Below are 16,591 nucleotides of genomic sequence, written 5' to 3'. Positions count from 1 at the left end.
ACACGTAGTATACCAGCTGTAATTATAACAATATCAGAATTGCTTGTATCTTTATACTCTCCAGCTTTAATTACTGTGGGCTTTACAAAAGATGCACCGTGAGATAAATCCATTGCCTCACCTTCAGCTTTATCTTTGTTTATATCTACTATTACAATTTCCGAAGCAAGACCTTCATCCATAATGGCAAAAGCAGTAGTAGATCCAACAAAACCTGCACCTATTATTGATATCTTAGTTGTTGTTTTCATAAATAAGACCTCCTTAAAGGTAAAAAAATTTTCATTATATAGTATAATTATAATTACTTATATGAATTTAATAGGATAGCTTAAATAAACTTTATTATTTATCTATATTATATATTAACAAATAATAATTATCAATTACTTTATTGTTATATAATGTAATTAATTTTAAAACTAATTATATTTATATAAGTTGTAAATAGAATGATATATTTAATTAATAATAACTAAGGCATATTCAAATAAATAACTAGTCAGTATGCTAGTCTATTTTATAGTGAATATAATTTATTACAGAATATACATTATTGTTGACATAGTATTTTAAAACAATATACTATAATTATGTAAATAATAAGATTAATACAATATAAGGCACATTCAAATAAATAACTAGTCAGTATGCTAGCCTATTTTGAATTCTACTGCGTCAGCAGAATCTTTAGATAGCACCACTATCATCAGGACCTGTTTCCTTGTATAATTCAAAATATACGTCGCATCTTTGACTTGTTATTTATTTTCACATGCCTTAATAATTTTGTGCAATATGTTTTTAAATTATGCGGAGGGTATTATGGTTGATGATGCAATAATAAAAAAAGTATTAAATAACAATGTAGTAATAGCGGAAAAAGAAAATAATGATTACATACTTATTGGAAAAGGTATTGGGTTCGATTTTCATAAAGGCAGCAGTATACCATCAAATAGAATTGAAACAGTATTTATAAGAGAAAATACAGAAATAGATAATAATTATAATACAGTGCTGGAAACTATTGATAATAAAATCATAGGTATTTCAGAAGAGATAATATCTATGTCTGAAAAAGACCTTGGATTAAAACTAAATAAACAAATACATGTTTCTCTACCCGATCATATAAATTTTTGCTTAAAGCGTATGGAAAAAGAAATTAAGATAGAAAATCCTTTTTTAAATGAATTAAAAGTTTTGTATCCTGAAGAATATTCTATTGCATCAAAAGCTTTAAAAATGATTAATGATACTTTTAATACTAATATTCCTGAAGATGAAACTGGATTTATATGTCTTCATATTAGGGCTGCTATTACAGAAGATGGAATTGGTATTCATTTAGAATATACAAATAAAATTAAAGATATTATGAATCTTATTTCAAAATTAATAGGAAGATCTATAGAAACAAATTCTCTAGAGTATGCGAGAACTCTAACTCATACAAATTTTATGTTAGAAAGAATCCTAAAGGGAAAAACTATAAAAAATTTACTGTTAGATACTATAAAAGATAAATTTCAGAGTGAATATTCTATTGCTATAAAGATTGCACTGAGAATAGAAGCTTTATTTTCTGTAAAAGTTCCTGAAGATGAAATAGGATATCTAGCAATTCATCTAAAAAGACTTTCTGATATGGAAAATGAATAAAAAATCCGCAATAATAAAATATACTTTATATTTTATTATGCGGATTTTTTTATTTTTAACTTAACTTTAGCTTTTCATAAAGTTTAATTATATTTTTACGATATAATAATTAAAGCGTAATTAAAGTGGAGTGTTTATAATGAAGGAAGAGGGGAATTCTTTAAGAAAACTACAAATTTTAACCAGTTCTAATAATATGGAAGTATATATAAACATAAAGTACATACCAGAGCTTACTTCGAATATTCAGAATGGGTATACACCTAGTTCTTTACCTGTTTATATGCCAGAACAAATTAGGAAGCAATTAAAAAATAATAATATAGTTTATGGTATTATAGAAGATGCTTTAATTCAGTGTACTAATATAAAGGGAGTAGAACACTTATTAGTTGCAAAGGGAAAAGCACCGATAGACACTACTGAGGATTTTTTGGAAATTAAGTTTAAAACTAGTAATCTTAAGAAATTCATTGAAGATAATAATGGAAGGATAAACTTTAAAAGTATAGGTTCTGTTCAATGTGTTAAAGCTGGAGAAGTATTAGCAATAAAGCATAGGGGAATAGAAGGCTTTGATGGAATAGATGTTTATGGAAGAAGTATAAAGCACAAGCTTGGAAAGAAGATTAATCTTAAAGCTGGAAAAGGATGCTCTATTATAGATGAAGATACAATTATTGCATTAGAGGATGGAAAACCAAGCTTTTCACAAAATATATTTTGTGTGCACAAACTATATACAATAAATTCAGATGTAGATATAAAAACTGGAAATATAAAGTTTGATGGGGCTGTGGTAATAAATGGAACTGTTAGAGAAGATATGGTGGTAGAATCAGGCAACAGTATTGAAATAGGAAAAAACGTAGAAAAATCAAAAATCATTGCAAAAGATGATGTCACTGTAAAGGAAAATGTAATTTCTTCCAATATTGTATCTGGAGGAGAGGATACAGTAAAGATTAAAGATTTACATATATTGATGAGATTAAAGGAAAATATCTTAAAGCTTATTAATGTTTCAAAACAGTTACAAAGGCATAATACACTCCACAATAATGTTTCCTATGGAGAAATATTAAAATTACTAATGGAAAAGAGATTTAAAATTATACCTATACTGTGCAGTGAAATTACAAATAACAATGAGCATATGCTAAGTTTGTTTAGGGAGAAACTATTTAAATTAGCACCATTAAAAATAGAACATCCTAAAGAGTTATTTGAAATTATTTATGCTATAGATGATAATATAAAGGAAAATGAAAAACTTCATATAGTACAAACAAATATTAAATTTTCTTATTGTCAGGATTCAACAATTGAAAGTTCTGGTAATATAACAATTACTGGTAAGGGAGCATATGTATCAAAACTTATAGCTAAAGATTATATAATTTTTGAGAATCTCTACAGTATTGCAAGAGGTGGAATTATTAAGGCTGAAAAAGAAATCAGATGTGGTATTGTAGGCAGTTTAAGTGGTGTATCCACAAAAATTTCAGTGGAAGAGAATGGACACATATATGCAAGTAAGGCTTATGAAAATACTATATTTTCTATAGGAAACAGGGAGCATATACTAGAGGTATCTAGTAGAGAAGTACATGCTTATTTAGATTCTAATAGAGAACTGATAGTGGATAAATTATTGTTGTAGGAGGCTATAATTATGGAGGATAATGAACTAAAAATATTGGTTTTTAGTATAAATGATGAATATTATGCAGCAGATATTATGGAAGTAGAAAGAATACTAGGATATGAAGAAACAACCAAATTGCCTGACTCACCTGAATTTGTAGATGGGGTAATAAATTATGAAGGCAAAATTCTTCCTGTAATTTCTCTTTCTAAAAGATTTAATCTTCCAGAAAGAGGTATAAATTCAGAGTCAAAAATAATAGTTTCAAAACAGAGGGAAAGTAAATTTGGCGTTATTGTAGATGTGGTTTCAGAAGTAAAAGATATAAACACTAAAGATATGGAAGAACCTCCAGAGGTAGTTGGCGGAATTTCAAAAAGATATATTAAGGATTTAATAAAGATAGATGGAAAGATAATTATCTTCTTAAAGCTTGCTAGTATCCTAACTGAAGAGGAAAAGATATTAATATAGAGGATAGATAAGGTGAGGATATGGATAATGTAAAAGAAATAAGGGTAGGAATAGCTGATTTGAATTTAGTGTGTCCACCAGACAGGATAATAACTGTTGGACTTGGTTCTTGCGTTGGAATAGCACTATACGATCAATATAAGAAAATAGGTGGACTAGCTCATATAATGCTGCCTGATAGTACTCAATTTAATAATGTCAGCAATGAAAAAAAAGTTTGCAGATCTTGCCATACCAATTTTGATAGAAAAAATGGTAAAGAAGGGTTCAAGTATAAGAAGCATTAAGGCCAAGATTGCTGGTGGAGCCTCCATGTTTAATTTTAGTGATAAAAGTATGAATATGGACATCGGCAAAAGAAATAGTGCAGCAGTTAAAAAGATGCTAAAAGAGCTTAGAATACCTATATTAAGTGAAGATGTAGGTGGTAATAAAGGCAGAACTATGATTCTTGATGCCGCGGGTTTTATTGTAAAAATAAGGACTGTAGGACTTGGTACAAAAGAAATTTAAATTTCAAATGGAGTGATATTATTTGAAAAGCATAAGAGTTTTAGTAGTTGATGATTCAGCATTAATGAGAAGGGTTATATCTGATATGTTAAATGAAAAATCAGATATGGAGGTTATCGCTACAGCTAGAAATGGACAGGATGCATTGGAAAAGGCTAAAAAGTTAGAACTAGATATTATTACTCTTGATGTAGAAATGCCTATTATGAATGGTATTGATACTTTAAAAGAATTAAAGAAAGATAATATAAATATGCCTGTTATTATGCTAAGCGGTTTAACAAAAGAAAGTACAACCATTACTATGGAATGTCTTCATCTAGGTGCATTTGACTTTATTACTAAACCTTCCGGAGTTATATCTGTTGATATTAATAAGGTGCAGGATGAATTAGTTTCAAAGGTGAGAGCAGCTTTTCATAAGTGTTCTATGGATGGAAGCTGCGGGATAAGAAATTTGACAGCGGATTCAAATAAAGAAAATTACAAAGATAGGATTAACAAGGCCTCTTTTGGAAGTATTGAAGCTATAGTTATAGGAGCATCTACTGGGGGTCCTAAAGCAATATATAGTGTTATTACAAAATTCCCAAAGGATATAGGTGTTCCTATATTTGTGGTACAGCACATGCCCGTAGGTTTTACAAAAGCCTTTGCAGAAAGACTTGATTCTAATAGTCAAATAAAAGTTGTGGAAGCACAAGAGGGCCAGATATATGAAAAAAATGTAGCCTATGTAGCACCTGGAGGCTTTCACATGGAATTGAAAAATGATGGAAAAATCCATCTAAGTAAAGAGCCGGCTATATGGGGAGTAAGACCTGCTGTAGATAAACTATTTAAATCTGCTTCTGAAGTTTTTAAAGCCAGAATAGTTAGTGTTGTATTAACTGGTATGGGAAAAGATGGTGCTGAAGGCACTAAAACAATAAAAGAAAAGGGTGGAATAACTATATCAGAAGATGAATCCACCTGCATTATCTATGGTATGCCAAAAATGGCCTATGAAACTGGTGCTGTGGATTTTGTAATACCACTTGATAACATTGCACAGGAAATTATAAAAATAGTTAAAGGGATCAGGAGGTAGACAATGGATTTAGAGCAATTTAAAGATTGGGTCCTTAAATATTTTGGAATAAATTTATTTGCATATAAGTCAAATCAACTTCATAGACGAATCCTAAGTCTAATGTCAAGAGTTGGAGTAGAAAGTGTTGAGGAATATATAAAGCTTTTAAAAAGTGATTATGCTCAAAGGCAAAAGTTTTTAGATTTCATTACCATAAATGTAACAGAGTTTTTTAGAAATCCAGAACTGTTTAAAGAGCTTGAAAGAGAAATTGAGAAATATTCAAGGGAAAAGAACAAAAATTTGAAAGTATGGAGTGCTGCCTGTTCTATTGGAGCAGAACCTTATTCCCTAGCTATAATTTTTGACAATTTAAAAAATGGCGGCAGGCAGTCCATTTTGGCTACAGATATTGATTCCACTATTCTAGAAAGAGCTAAGAAAGGGGAGTACACTCTAACTGATATTAAGAATGTAGAAAAGTTTTATAAGGATAAATATTTTAAGCTTAAGGGATACCAATATGTTATAGACACAAGTATTAAGAACATGGTAACATTTAAGAAGCATGATTTAATATTAGATAACTATGAAAAGAATTTTGATTTGATTGTATGTAGAAATGTAGTAATATACTTCAATCAAGATATTAAAGATAAAATTTATCAAAAATTTAGTGCTTCATTAAAAAAAGATGGACTATTATTTGTAGGAGCAACAGAAAGCATATATAATTATAGAGATTATGGTTTTGAAAAAGCTTCTACCTTTATTTATAGAAAGCTGTAAGGGGGAAGAATGTAATGGATACTTCACAATATTTGTCAATGTTTTTAGAAGAATCAATGGACAATTTACAAACACTAAATGAAGCATTGCTACAGCTAGAACAAGAACCAGATAATGTAGACAAATTAAATGAAATATTTAGAGTTGCACATACAATAAAGGGTATGGCAGCTACTATGGGTTTTAATAGAATGGCAGAGCTTACGCACAAGATGGAAGATGTACTTTCAGAATTTAGAAATGGTGAGCTTAAAGTTACTAAACAGGTAGTTACAGTATTATTTAAATGTCTTGATACTTTAGAGCAAATGGTGGACAATATATCAAGTGGTGAAGAGGAAGAGATGCCTGTAGATGAGCTTATGGAGAAACTTGAATCCATATCTAAAAATGCAAAGGATGCCTCTGAAACAATATCAGCTAAAGAAACTGAACAAGTAGAGACGGTTAAAGGTGAAGAAGGACAAGAGTCGAAAAATGAAGAAAATAGTACTAAAATTGAATTAAATGAGTACGATATAAACGTTATAAAGCAGGCTCTAGATAGAAATTATACTGCACTAGAAATTAACATAATGCTTAGTGAAACAACTTTACTTAAATCTGCTCGTGCTTTTCTTATATTTAAAGGTCTTGAAGAGTTTGGAGAAATAATTAAATCAAGGCCTGGTACAGAGGATTTAGAAAATGAAAATTTTGATTTTAAAATTGAATTGGTATATTTAACAGAAAAGTCTAAAGAAGATACTAAAAAACTATTAAAAAATATATCTGAAATTGATAAAATTGAAATAATAACTCTTGATTCTCATACCATTAAAAATTATTATAATAATAGTGAAATAAAAGTTGATAATAAAGCAGAAAAAGTAGAAAATACTAAAAAAGTGGAAAAATCAATTGAAAAAGATGAAGTAAAATCTGTGAAGGTTGAAGTAAAACCTAAAACTAATACGCCAAATGTACAAAAGAAATCAGCAGAACCGCATAAAAAAATTCATCAATCTGTAAGAGTAGATCTTGAGAGACTAGATAAATTTCTTAATATGGTTTCTGAACTAGTAATAAATAGGACAAGACTTGAACAGATAAGCAGCAGCTATAAACTTACAGAACTCAATGAAACTATAGAGCAGGTAGCAAGAACTACTAATGACCTTCAAGACCTTGTAATGAAGATTAGGATGCTTCCTCTGGATACTGTTTTCAATAGATTTCCAAGAATGGTGAGAGATTTATCTGTAGAATTAAATAAGGAAATGGAACTCATTATTGAAGGACAGGATACAGAACTTGATAGAACTGTTATTGATGAAATTGGAGAACCACTAATTCATCTTATAAGAAACTCAGCCGATCATGGAATTGAGCCAAAGGAAAAGAGAATTTCTGAGGGGAAAGATCCAATAGGTAAAATAAGATTAATAGCCTACCAAGAAGGTACTAAAGCGGTAATAAAAGTTAAAGACGATGGTGCTGGTATAGATGTTGAAAGAGTTCGAGCAAAGGCAGAAAAAGTAGGCATTAACACTGAAGGAATGAATGAAAATGATATTAAAAACCTTATTTTTGCTCAAGGTTTTAGCACTAATGAAGTGGTAACAGATATATCTGGCAGAGGTGTTGGAATGGATGTGGTTAAGACAAAAATTTCTGCCCTTGGAGGAACCGTAAATCTAACTAGCGAAGAGGGAAAAGGTTCAACTTTCACTATAAAATTGCCACTAACACTTCAGATTATAACTGCACTTTTAGTAAAAGTAGGAGAAGAAAACTTAGCCATTTCTTTAAATTATATTGATAGTGTTATTGACTACAAAGAAGAAGATATAAAGAAAACCAATAATAAAGAAATTATAATATATAGAGGAAAAGTACTTCCTATAATAAGAGTTAATGAAAGATTAGGTCTTCCTAAAACAAACGGAGACAGAGTTTACATCGTAATAGTAAATGTAGGAGAAAAAAGTGCAGGACTTATTGTAGACTCTCTTCAAGGTCAGCAGGATATTGTAATAAAACCACTAGGTAAAACTTTAAAACAACTTAAGGAATATATAGGAGCAACAATACTTGGAGATGGCTTTGTGACTCTGATTTTAGATGTTGCTGCCTTTGTATAGGAGGTGAGTAGATGAATTATTCTGAGCTTACACCTATGCAGCTGGATGCCTTTAGAGAAGTAAGCAATATAGGCGCAGGTAATGCTGCTACGGCATTGTCTCAGCTTCTTAATAGAAAGGTTGACATGACTGTTCCCTCAGTAAATATAATTCCTCTGGATTCAGTATTTACAAAACTTGATGCAGAGGAAATAGCCATAGGGGTTATTGTAAGGGTTCTTGGAGACACACCGGGAAATATTCTATTTATATTTGAAAAAGATGTAGCTTTTGATATTATTAAAAGTTTAACTGGTACTGAGGAAGATGAACTTAGTGAAATGGGAGTTTCAGTATTGGCGGAGATAGGAAATATTATATCTGCTTCATATATGAATGCTATAAGTAAGTTTACAAATCTTACTATAACTCCGTCGGTGCCAGCTGTAAGTTACGATATGGTAGCTGCTATTCTTTCTACTGGCTTTATTGAATCTGGACAGATGGATGATAATGTACTGGATTTTGAAACAGAGTTTTTACAAGACAAGACAAATACAATTAGCGGGCATTTTTATTATATACCCATGCCTGGCTCATTGGAAAAAATATTAAAAACATTAGGAGTAAACTAATTGGAGGTTGTATAAAATGGCAAAAGTATTAATTGTTGATGACGCTGCTTTTATGAGAATGATGATAAAGGATATACTAGAGAAAAATGGATTTGAAGTAATAGGAGAAGCTAGTAATGGAGCAAAAGCTGTAGAAATGTACAAAAAAGAAAGACCAGATGTAGTTACTATGGATATAACAATGCCAGATATGGATGGTATTGAAGCTGTAAAGGAAATAAAAGAATTTGATCCTACTGCAAGGGTGATAATGTGTAGTGCTATGGGACAGCAGACTATGGTAATGGATGCTATAAAGGCAGGAGCAAAAGACTTTATTGTTAAGCCTTTTCAGTCAGACAGAGTACTTGAAGCCATTAGAAAAGCTATAAGCTAGGAGTCAGTTTATTGATTTTATTAAATATTTGATATTAGAAATAATAAGTCAACCAAAAGAGAGCTTTTGGCTTATTATTTTTTAAATTGACTTAGGCATATGAAAATAGACTAGTATACTGACTAGTTATTTATTTGAATGTGCCTTAGCTGGAGGTGAAAAGTATGCAGGTAGTTATTTTTAAGTTGAGGGATGAGCAATTTGCGGTGGAAACTTCAAAGGTTCAAACTATAAGCGAAGCTGTAACAGTAACAAAAGTTCCAAGGGCCCCTGAATATGTAAAGGGATTAATTAATTTAAGGGGAACTGTTATATCACTTTTAGATATAAATTTACTTTTAGACGTAGACAAAAGTGAAAATGTACAGCAAAGTGTAATAATATTAAAACTAGAAGACGAACTTATAGGTGTCTCTGTGGACCAAGTAGATGAAGTTTTGGAAATAGATGAAGCCTTAATAGAAAATATTGAGGAAGATACAAAAAAGGCATACATAAAAGGAATTATAAATTTTAAGGATAGAATAGTGACTTTTATTGATATTGATAAATTAATTACTAAATAAGGCATATGAAAATAAATAGTAAGTAAAAGATGCGATAGAAAACTAACATAGAGAAATGAGGGGAAAAAATGGCAGACGTTTTATCTCAAAATGAAATAGATGCTCTTTTATCTGCCCTGTCCTCTGGTGAACTGACTCCAGAGGAAATTCCAAAGGAAGAAGAAAAACAAAAGGTTAAACTTTATGATTTTAGAAGTCCTCAAAAGTTTTCTAAAGATCATATAAGAACACTTGAGCTCATACATGATAATTATGCTAGAATAATCTCTAATTATCTTACAGCTCAGGTAAGAACTAATGTGAAGGTAAAAATAGAATCAGTTGAGCAGATAACTTATGAAGAATTTATTCATTCTATACCAAACCCAACTATTCTTACAATTTTTAAAATGCCTCCACTAAGTGGTTCTATATTGTTTGAAACAAATCCTCAATTTGTATATCAAGTAATAGACATTCTCCTTGGAGGAAATGGTTTAGGTAAATATAAATCCAGAGAGTTCACGGATATTGATAAAAATATAATTATGAAAATTAATCAGGAATTAATATCCAATCTAAAACTTGCCTGGGGAGATGTAGTAGAGGTTAAGCCAGAGATAGAGTCTCTAGAAACTAATCCCGCTTTAAATCAAACTTTGGCTCCACATGAGCCAGTAGCACTTATAACCTTTTCTGTGGAAATGGAAGATAACAGTACCTTTATTAATATATGCATACCTTATCTAAGTATAGAAAAGGTATTAGATAAATTGGTAGTTCAATATTGGTATCAGGAAAATGATGAGAGTGTAGTTAGTCAATCTAGGGAAAAATTAAAAGACAGATTAAATATTGTAGATGTTCCCCTAGTTGTAACTTTAGGAACTACCAGTGTTACTGTTGATGAATTTTTGAAACTTTCTGTGGGAGATGTAATTACTTTAGATAGTAAATGCAGTGATCCTGTTTCTGTGCTCATAGATGAAAATGTACACTACATTGGAAAACCAGGAGTTATAGGAAAAAATATGGGAGTTCAAATTTTAGATATTATAGATAAGGATGTGGAAAATTATGAGTGATGGATTTCTTTCACAGGAGGAAATAGATTCTCTTTTGAATGGTGGATCAAATATTCCTAAATATGAAGAACCAAAGAAGAGTGTCCTTTCAGATATAGAAAAAGATATGCTTGGTGAAATTGGAAATATATCTATGGGATCAGCATCAACAGCGCTGTCTACTATAATAAACCAGCAGGTAAATATAACCACACCTGTAGTTACTATAACCACATTAAAAGAACTAAGAAATCAGTTCCAAGTTCCAAACATTGCTTTAGATGTTCAGTATACTAGTGGTATAGTAGGAGAAAATCTTCTTATAATGAAAGTTACTGATGCGGGAGTTATAGCAAATTTAATGATGGGAGGAGATGGCCACGTTGATTCCAAGGAACTGTCTGAAATTGAGCTCAGTGCGGTTTCTGAGGCTATGAATCAAATGATAGGTTCTGCGGCAACGGCCATGGCTACTATGCTTCTTCGGGAAGTAAACATTTCTCCACCAACCTCTGAGATAATAAATAGTGACACTCAGAGATTATCTGCTGGTATAACTGATGATGAAACCATAATTGAAGTTGCCTTTAAGATAACTATAGGGGACTTAGTAGATAGTAATATTATGCAGATACTTCCCATTGATACAGCTAAAAAACTTAGTTCTATTATGATGGGAGTTCAATCAGGTGATAGTGGCAGTGAAGAACCTAAAGAAGCAGCTGCTACTACTCAAAGAGAAGAACTAAGAAAAGAGCCCGTAAAAGAGTCTGTAGTTCAAGCTCAAGCTACAAATAATGAAAGCTATGAACCAATTCATAATAGAATTGAAGAAAAAACAATTGAAGAAAAGCAGCCTAAAGTAGAAGTACAAAAGGCAAACTTTCAGCCACTTCAAGATAAATCTATATACGCTGAAGCTAAGAATATAGATTTAATATTGGATGTACCACTAGACATTTCCGTAGTTCTTGGAAGAACTAAAAAGAATATAAAGGAAATTTTGAATTTAGGTACAGGTTCCCTTATAGAGCTTGATAAGCTTGCAGAAGAACCAGTAGAAATACTAGTTAATGGCAAGAAAATAGCTTACGGAGAAGTTGTAGTAGTAGATGAAAACTTCGGAGTTAGAATAACAGGCATTGTAAGTAATACGGATAGGATTAGAAGTTTAGGGAGATAGAGTCTTTTTACTAAAATATACATTTGTAAAAGTTTTTTTGCAAATGTATATTTTTTTACACATGAAAAAATTGTTGACAAAGGTCTAATTATTTTATATAGGTAAAGCTAAACTTTCATGATAAAATAACGATAATAATAGTAATAGAACAGAAAGGTATTTATTATAAGATACCTAACGTGGGGAGTGTATTAATATGAAAATAAATGGAGTGGGCTTAGATAAGGTTTTACAGATGTATAAGAATAACAACAATAATACAAGTAAAAATACTTCTGAAAATAAAACTCCAGAAAAATCAACTAAAGACTCACTGGAAATATCAAAGCTTGGTAAAAGTCTCAGTGCATACTCTGCTGATGACAACTTTGGTACTTCAAAAGCAAAGCTTGAAGAAATAAAAAAACAAGTACAAAATGGAACCTATAATAGAGATTCTAAATTGGTAGCACAAAAGCTTTTAGATCACATAAATGGAAAAGGTGTTTAATATGGAGAATCAGCTTAAAGATATAATGGTAAAGGAATACAATGAGTTAAAAGAACTGCTTAAATCCATGGAGGATCAGCATGAACTATTTTTAAAAAATGATATTTTTCAACTGGAAAATGTGGTGAAAAGAATAGAAGCCAATAATATGTCTATTGCAAAACTAGAGGTGGATAGAAGAAAGATTACTGGTGAAAACTCCATGAATGAGGTTATAAGAGTACTCAAAGATGATGAATTAGAAGATAATTATAGAAATATAAAAAAACTTTTGCAGGAAATAAAAGTTCAAAAGGAAAGCAATGAACTTTTGTTTAGACAAGGCCTGGTGTTTACTAATAGAGTATTAAATATATTCAGTCCCAATAAAAATAACAAGACCTATAATTCTCTTGGAAGAATGGGTAGATAAGTGAGGTGTAGTAATGGCAGGATTATTTTCAACATTAAATATTGGAGTCAGTGGCTTGTCCGCACAACAAAAGGCTATTGATGTTACATCACATAATATAGCAAACGCAAACACAGAAGGATATACAAGACAAAGAGCAATTATAGAATCCAATAGACCCTATGATATGCCATCAGTGAATAATGCAATTAGTGCTGGTCAAGTAGGTACTGGAGCTACAGTATCAGCTATACAGAGGGTAAGAGATGATTTCTTGGATTATCAGATTAGAAATGAAACAAGTACTAAGGGAACCAATGAAACAAGAGATAGTTATTTAACTCAGGTAGAGAGTATATTTAATGGACTTTCGGATACGGGACTATCAAGTTTAATGGGTGAGTTTTTTGATTCCTGGCAGGAGCTTGCAAAGCAGCCTCAAGGATCCGATGCAAGAACTGTAGTTACTCAGCAATCCACAGCGCTTGCAGATGAACTGAATCATACTTATAATCAATTGCAAAGTTTAAAATCTGATTCACAGTCCTATTTAAATCAGCAGGTTATTCAGGTCAACAGCATGTTCGACCAAATAGATTCTCTTAATCAGCAGATAATGAGAGTTAAAGTTTCAGGAAATGAACCAAATGACCTTATGGATAAAAGAGATCTTTTGCTTGATCAGTTAAGTTCAAATTTTAATATTAGTGTTGACAAGGAAAATTATGATGGAATAGATTTAAAGCCTGCAAATTTGAAGGATTTTGATGGAACACTTGTTAGATCTCAGGATAATACAAATGTAAAAAGGTTTTCTTATGTAAGTGATATAAAACAAACTGATGATGCATCTACTGTAGATTCTAATGGAAATCAGGTTTCAACATATGAAGTTACTTATTACAAGAATGGAGATATGACAAATGAGACCAATGGAGTCACAATAAATATTTCAATGACTACAAATCAGGCAAAACAATTGGATGAAAACAGAGTCTTATGGGCTAATAGTGATGGAACAGCAATAAGTGTTGATGCTTCTGGCAATGAAAGTGAAATTGCCAATGGCAGCTCAGTGAACTTCTCACAGCTTAAACTGTTTACACCAGATAGTGGTAACATTAAAGGTGCCATGTCTGTACAAGAGGATATTGATACTTATGTAGATCAGTTAAATAGTATGGCAAAGGCATTAGCTTTCACAGTTAACTCAGTGCACAGTGGAACTGCAAATGCATCTTTTGATGATATGCCTCTCTTCGTAAACTCAGATGTAGCGTCTCCTTTGTATTCTAAGGACGGCAATGGAAACTCTAATCTATCAACAGACAATTTGAGTAAGGTTCTTAGCAGTGAATCTAATATAACTGCAGGCAACATAAGTGTAAACAAGGAAATAATAGATGATGTAATGAAAATTAAAGTTAGTACTACTGGTGATACAAGTGTAGATGGAGATACAGATGGAAATAGAGCTCTTGCTATTGGCCAGCTTAGAAATAGTCTTACTACAATACAGAATATTAATTCAGCCACTTCAAGAAGTAACTTTATAACTAATTTTTCCGAAGACGACAATGGAGTTAAAACAGTACAGAATAGTTCTAGTGGAATGACTATGGAAAATTATTTTAAGAATAGTGTAGATAAATTAGGTATACAGGAACAGGAAGCACAGAGGGTAGTTAAAAATCAAACTACACTGCTTCAAAGCTTTCAGCAGTCAAGAGCTTCTGTTTCTGGAGTATCCATTGATGAAGAAATGGCAAATTTGATTCAATATCAACATGCCTACCAGGCAAATGCAAAGGTTATATCTACGGTGGATCAGCTTTTGGATGTAGTTATAAATGGATTAATGAAGTGATTTTCATATTGAAATATAAGAGGTGAAAACATGAGAATAACAAACAATATGTTGACTAATAATTTTTTATCAGATATGCAAAACAATCTTCAAAACATGCAAAAAATACAGCAGCAAATGACTTCTGGAAAGGTAATAAGCAAAGCTTCAGACAATCCTTTTATAGCGGCAAGATCCATGCAGCTTAATAGCCAACTTGATGCAAATACTCAGTATAGTAGCAATATAAAAGATGCGTCTAATTACCTAAGTACTACAGATACAACTTTGGGACAAGTTGGAAATGCTTTAACTCGAATAAATGAACTTTTAGTTTCTACCGGAAATGCTGGTTTTAGTGATCAGGAAAGACAATCTGTAAAAGACGAAATAAATCAGGTGATAAGTGGACTTTCTCAAACATTAAATACTAATTTTGATGGTAAGTATTTGTTTGGTGGTACGAGGGGAACTACAAAGCCACTTACTACTACAGATGTAAATGGAAATACAAAATTGGATTACAATGTATCTGATGATACAACTCAGAGTGCAAAAGAACTTAACATGATAGGAAAAAGTTTATCTACAGAAATATCTCAGGGAGTTACCATGGATTACAGCGTATCAGCTACAGATGTATTAAAGTATAAGAGTGGTGATTCTACTGCTAATAGTCCTACAGATTTAAGAGATTTGTTTCAGTCCATTGTAAATCACTTGGATGGAAATAAGGCAGATGGTACTGACACAGATAAAAATGCAACTAATCTATTGACAACAGATGATTTACAAGGTATACAAGATGCGGCTAAAAATGTACTTAAACTTCGTTCAGAAGTAGGAGCAAAGGAAAACAGAATGAAAGATGCACTGGATAATAATACAACTCAAACACAGAATCTTACTACAATATTGTCAAAAACAGAAGATATAGATATAACTCAAAAGACTATGGAATACGCCACTGCTCAAACGGTATATTTGGCATCACTTCAAACCAGTGCAAGGGTTATACAACCAACGCTTTTGGATTACTTATAAAAACATTGGAGAGTTAAATAACTTTCAACTCTCAACTATCAACTTAACAAAGTGAAGGGTGAAATTTATGGAGCTTAAAACAAAATATCATGGAACAATTGAATATAGTGAAGATGAAATGATACACTTTAAAAAGGGAATGCCAGGTTTTCTGGATTTAAAAAAATTTCTACTTTTCCCTGTAGAAGAAAATGACTTCTTCAGTGTACTGCATTCTGTAGAAGATAATAGTATAGGTTTCATAGTTGTATCACCTTTTAATATAAAAAAAGACTATAAAATAGAACTAAACGATACTGTGCTAAAGGATTTAAATATAAAAGAACAGAAGGATGTTTTGATTTTTAATACAGTAACTTTGAGTTCAGAGGTAACAAAAATAACTTCTAATTTAAAAGCTCCCATAGTAATAAATATAAAAGACAGATTAGGGGAACAAATAATACTAAATGATGAAAAATATGAAATAAAATATCCCCTGTTTAAGGAGTGAGTTTATGCTCGTAATTACAAGAAAAAAAGGTGAATCCATACTCATAGGAGACAATATAGAAGTTAAAATAGTAAAAATAGATGATGGCTCAGTAAAAATTGCTATAGATGCACCAAAGGAAGTAGTAATTCTTCGTGGTGAACTCTACAAGGAAGTAGAGGAAGAAAATAAAAATGCGGTAGTTTTTGAAAAATCGATTTTAAAGAATATTAAAAAATAGTTTAGGTGCAGATAAGAAATAGTAAATTGAAGCAAGTTCTT

18 protein-coding genes and 1 pseudogene are annotated in these 16,591 nt (G+C 31.2%); 18 read left to right on the top strand and 1 reads right to left on the bottom strand.

Features of this window, described 5'->3' with window-relative positions; translation table 11 throughout:
- Positions 1 to 251 (bottom strand): lactate/malate family dehydrogenase (locus RH99_RS14370; protein ID WP_010239630.1); only part of this gene is annotated, 251 nt, incomplete at its 3' end.
- A 574-nt stretch (positions 252 to 825) separates the two neighbouring features.
- Between RH99_RS14370 and RH99_RS14365 the strand changes: the two genes are divergently transcribed.
- The 18 genes and pseudogenes from RH99_RS14365 (at position 826) to csrA (ending at position 16,550) form a co-directional block, all read left to right on the top strand.
- On the top strand, positions 826 to 1,665 hold the full coding sequence (locus tag RH99_RS14365; protein WP_010239628.1) for a PRD domain-containing protein: 840 nt from the start codon (positions 826 to 828) through the stop codon (positions 1,663 to 1,665).
- 139 nt (positions 1,666 to 1,804) lie between these two features.
- Positions 1,805 to 3,328, top strand: a complete 1,524-nt coding sequence (locus RH99_RS14360; RefSeq protein WP_010239626.1) for a flagellar assembly protein A — start codon at positions 1,805 to 1,807, stop codon at positions 3,326 to 3,328.
- A 12-nt stretch (positions 3,329 to 3,340) separates the two neighbouring features.
- Positions 3,341 to 3,787 (top strand): chemotaxis protein CheW, encoded by a 447-nt coding sequence (locus tag RH99_RS14355; protein ID WP_010239624.1) that lies wholly within the window; start codon positions 3,341 to 3,343, stop codon positions 3,785 to 3,787.
- A 20-nt stretch (positions 3,788 to 3,807) separates the two neighbouring features.
- Positions 3,808 to 4,300 (top strand): annotated as a pseudogene (locus tag RH99_RS14350) (chemotaxis protein CheD).
- A 22-nt stretch (positions 4,301 to 4,322) separates the two neighbouring features.
- Positions 4,323 to 5,390, top strand: a complete 1,068-nt coding sequence (locus tag RH99_RS14345) for a protein-glutamate methylesterase/protein-glutamine glutaminase (protein WP_010239619.1) — start codon at positions 4,323 to 4,325, stop codon at positions 5,388 to 5,390.
- Between the two features lie 3 nt (positions 5,391 to 5,393).
- Positions 5,394 to 6,161 (top strand): CheR family methyltransferase, encoded by a 768-nt coding sequence (locus tag RH99_RS14340; RefSeq protein ID WP_010239617.1) that lies wholly within the window; start codon positions 5,394 to 5,396, stop codon positions 6,159 to 6,161.
- Positions 6,162 to 6,175: 14 nt separating this feature from the next.
- Complete coding sequence (locus RH99_RS14335) at positions 6,176 to 8,284, top strand: chemotaxis protein CheA (protein WP_010239614.1); 2,109 nt, start codon at positions 6,176 to 6,178, stop codon at positions 8,282 to 8,284.
- A gap of 11 nt (positions 8,285 to 8,295) precedes the next feature.
- Complete coding sequence (locus RH99_RS14330; protein WP_010239612.1) at positions 8,296 to 8,898, top strand: chemotaxis protein CheC; 603 nt, start codon at positions 8,296 to 8,298, stop codon at positions 8,896 to 8,898.
- A gap of 16 nt (positions 8,899 to 8,914) precedes the next feature.
- On the top strand, positions 8,915 to 9,274 hold the full coding sequence (locus tag RH99_RS14325) for a response regulator (protein ID WP_010239609.1): 360 nt from the start codon (positions 8,915 to 8,917) through the stop codon (positions 9,272 to 9,274).
- Between the two features lie 164 nt (positions 9,275 to 9,438).
- Entirely contained in the window at positions 9,439 to 9,840 is a 402-nt protein-coding gene (locus RH99_RS14320; RefSeq protein WP_010239596.1) for a chemotaxis protein CheW, read from the top strand.
- A gap of 68 nt (positions 9,841 to 9,908) precedes the next feature.
- A complete protein-coding gene (gene fliM / locus RH99_RS14315) occupies positions 9,909 to 10,904 on the top strand; it encodes a flagellar motor switch protein FliM (protein ID WP_010239592.1) in 996 nt (331 codons plus the stop codon).
- Positions 10,897 to 12,066, top strand: coding sequence for a flagellar motor switch phosphatase FliY (fliY, locus tag RH99_RS14310; RefSeq protein WP_010239589.1), 1,170 nt, complete (start codon positions 10,897 to 10,899; stop codon positions 12,064 to 12,066). The genes fliM and fliY overlap by 8 nt, the downstream gene beginning before the upstream one ends.
- A gap of 196 nt (positions 12,067 to 12,262) precedes the next feature.
- A complete protein-coding gene (gene flgM / locus RH99_RS14305; RefSeq protein ID WP_010239586.1) occupies positions 12,263 to 12,556 on the top strand; it encodes a flagellar biosynthesis anti-sigma factor FlgM in 294 nt (97 codons plus the stop codon).
- A 1-nt stretch (position 12,557) separates the two neighbouring features.
- Complete coding sequence (locus RH99_RS14300) at positions 12,558 to 12,968, top strand: flagellar protein FlgN (RefSeq protein WP_010239583.1); 411 nt, start codon at positions 12,558 to 12,560, stop codon at positions 12,966 to 12,968.
- Between the two features lie 13 nt (positions 12,969 to 12,981).
- Positions 12,982 to 14,814: a flagellar hook-associated protein FlgK gene (flgK, locus tag RH99_RS14295; protein WP_010239580.1), complete on the top strand. Its 1,833-nt coding sequence runs from the start codon at positions 12,982 to 12,984 to the stop codon at positions 14,812 to 14,814.
- A 30-nt stretch (positions 14,815 to 14,844) separates the two neighbouring features.
- The gene (gene flgL / locus RH99_RS14290; protein ID WP_010239579.1) at positions 14,845 to 15,837 is read left to right on the top strand and encodes a flagellar hook-associated protein FlgL; all 993 of its coding nucleotides are present in this window, start codon (positions 14,845 to 14,847) and stop codon (positions 15,835 to 15,837) included.
- Between the two features lie 67 nt (positions 15,838 to 15,904).
- The gene (gene fliW, locus RH99_RS14285; RefSeq protein ID WP_010239576.1) at positions 15,905 to 16,330 is read left to right on the top strand and encodes a flagellar assembly protein FliW; all 426 of its coding nucleotides are present in this window, start codon (positions 15,905 to 15,907) and stop codon (positions 16,328 to 16,330) included.
- A gap of 4 nt (positions 16,331 to 16,334) precedes the next feature.
- Positions 16,335 to 16,550, top strand: coding sequence for a carbon storage regulator CsrA (gene csrA, locus RH99_RS14280; RefSeq protein WP_010239573.1), 216 nt, complete (start codon positions 16,335 to 16,337; stop codon positions 16,548 to 16,550).
- The last annotated feature ends 41 nt before the right edge of the window (positions 16,551 to 16,591 follow it).

Source organism: Clostridium arbusti SL206, assembly GCF_000246895.1.
Lineage (GTDB): Bacteria > Bacillota > Clostridia > Clostridiales > Clostridiaceae > Clostridium_I > Clostridium_I arbusti.
The sequence above is the reverse complement of the archived record's forward strand: the minus strand, read 5'-3'. Positions and strand labels throughout refer to the sequence as shown.

What these genes read in the sequence shown, in the direction of transcription:
- RH99_RS14340 (WP_010239617.1), top strand. Translation starts at nt 5,394, where the DNA reads ATGGATTTAGAGCAATTTAAAGATTGGGTCCTTAAATATTTTGGAATA.
- RH99_RS14325 (WP_010239609.1), top strand. Translation starts at nt 8,915, where the DNA reads ATGGCAAAAGTATTAATTGTTGATGACGCTGCTTTTATGAGAATGATG.
- fliY (WP_010239589.1), top strand. Translation starts at nt 10,897, where the DNA reads ATGAGTGATGGATTTCTTTCACAGGAGGAAATAGATTCTCTTTTGAAT.
- RH99_RS14335 (WP_010239614.1), top strand. Translation starts at nt 6,176, where the DNA reads ATGGATACTTCACAATATTTGTCAATGTTTTTAGAAGAATCAATGGAC.
- RH99_RS14300 (WP_010239583.1), top strand. Translation starts at nt 12,558, where the DNA reads ATGGAGAATCAGCTTAAAGATATAATGGTAAAGGAATACAATGAGTTA.
- flgK (WP_010239580.1), top strand. Translation starts at nt 12,982, where the DNA reads ATGGCAGGATTATTTTCAACATTAAATATTGGAGTCAGTGGCTTGTCC.
- fliW (WP_010239576.1), top strand. Translation starts at nt 15,905, where the DNA reads ATGGAGCTTAAAACAAAATATCATGGAACAATTGAATATAGTGAAGAT.
- RH99_RS14355 (WP_010239624.1), top strand. Translation starts at nt 3,341, where the DNA reads ATGGAGGATAATGAACTAAAAATATTGGTTTTTAGTATAAATGATGAA.
- flgM (WP_010239586.1), top strand. Translation starts at nt 12,263, where the DNA reads ATGAAAATAAATGGAGTGGGCTTAGATAAGGTTTTACAGATGTATAAG.
- fliM (WP_010239592.1), top strand. Translation starts at nt 9,909, where the DNA reads ATGGCAGACGTTTTATCTCAAAATGAAATAGATGCTCTTTTATCTGCC.
- csrA (WP_010239573.1), top strand. Translation starts at nt 16,335, where the DNA reads ATGCTCGTAATTACAAGAAAAAAAGGTGAATCCATACTCATAGGAGAC.
- RH99_RS14330 (WP_010239612.1), top strand. Translation starts at nt 8,296, where the DNA reads ATGAATTATTCTGAGCTTACACCTATGCAGCTGGATGCCTTTAGAGAA.
- RH99_RS14365 (WP_010239628.1), top strand. Translation starts at nt 826, where the DNA reads ATGGTTGATGATGCAATAATAAAAAAAGTATTAAATAACAATGTAGTA.
- RH99_RS14320 (WP_010239596.1), top strand. Translation starts at nt 9,439, where the DNA reads ATGCAGGTAGTTATTTTTAAGTTGAGGGATGAGCAATTTGCGGTGGAA.
- flgL (WP_010239579.1), top strand. Translation starts at nt 14,845, where the DNA reads ATGAGAATAACAAACAATATGTTGACTAATAATTTTTTATCAGATATG.
- RH99_RS14360 (WP_010239626.1), top strand. Translation starts at nt 1,805, where the DNA reads ATGAAGGAAGAGGGGAATTCTTTAAGAAAACTACAAATTTTAACCAGT.